At 47.2% G+C, this 869-nt stretch carries 1 protein-coding gene; it reads right to left on the bottom strand.

The features are described from left to right. Window positions 1-174 precede the first annotated feature (174 nt). The gene (locus B5E66_RS12670; RefSeq protein WP_087233851.1) at window positions 175-831 is read right to left on the bottom strand and encodes a hypothetical protein; all 657 of its coding nucleotides are present in this window, start codon (window positions 829-831) and stop codon (window positions 175-177) included. Window positions 832-869 lie beyond the last annotated feature (38 nt).

The raw sequence follows: 869 nt of genomic DNA on the forward strand, positions 1-869 counted from the left end.
CGCAAAAGTTCTTTTGTTTTGGTGCGATCAACAACAGAAGGAATATTGGTTCTATTCCTCTTTGCCGCCACATCGGATGGGTGTTTTACCCGAGCGCGCAGGTGGTCTCTGGCACCCGCCCGCCCCTTATATCATCTCCCGGTATGGTGCCCCGGGGGTGTTATAAGTAGATTCTTAAGCCTTTGCAGTCTCGTTCATAGAAATTGCAACTGCGATCAGATAAATACCCGCATTGCTGGAGCCAATCAGTTCACGATCAGCGCTCATCTTATAGCTGACAGTCGAAGTTTTATTGTTTGTATCCAGGTCTTCAACCAAACCATTCACAATGCCAGCCACGCCAGAATTAATCTGAGTATCATTCAGAGAAGTAGGAGCAAGCATAACAAAGACTTTTGTGTCGCCATCATTCAGTGTCAAACTATAGTCAGTGATATCATCATCCTCTCCAGACTTAATGCCATATACAGACCACTTGCCGTCAACATTGCGACCCATTTCACTTACAGCGGTCTCAGAATTTCCACTAACATGCCCCTGGACATCCACGGCAGACAGATTTTTATTGCTCTCTTTGAAAGTATCATTGTCCAGTGCTTTTGCACTTGCATCAACTGCAAGGCTCAAAATATTGCTGGCCTCACTGCTCATCACAGACTTCGACTTGCTGTTCAGCAGGCTATAAATAGTAGCGGTATAGCCAGTGGGAGCAGTAGGCTCACTGCTGGAAGAGCCGCTGTTGCCGTTGCCGGTGCCCTCACCGCAAGCGGTGAGCATGCTGACGGCCATGATGCCGGCCAGCGCCAGAGAAGCAATCTTCTTGAGTTTCATAATGAATTTTTCCTCCTTATGGTGTATAAAAGATAGAG

This window comes from Faecalibacterium sp. An121 (genome assembly GCF_002160915.1).
Classification (GTDB): Bacteria; Bacillota; Clostridia; order Oscillospirales; family Ruminococcaceae; genus Faecalibacterium; species Faecalibacterium avium.

Coding starts and splice junctions, on each gene's coding strand:
- B5E66_RS12670 (WP_087233851.1), bottom strand. CDS start 831: ATGAAACTCAAGAAGATTGCTTCTCTGGCGCTGGCCGGCATCATGGCC.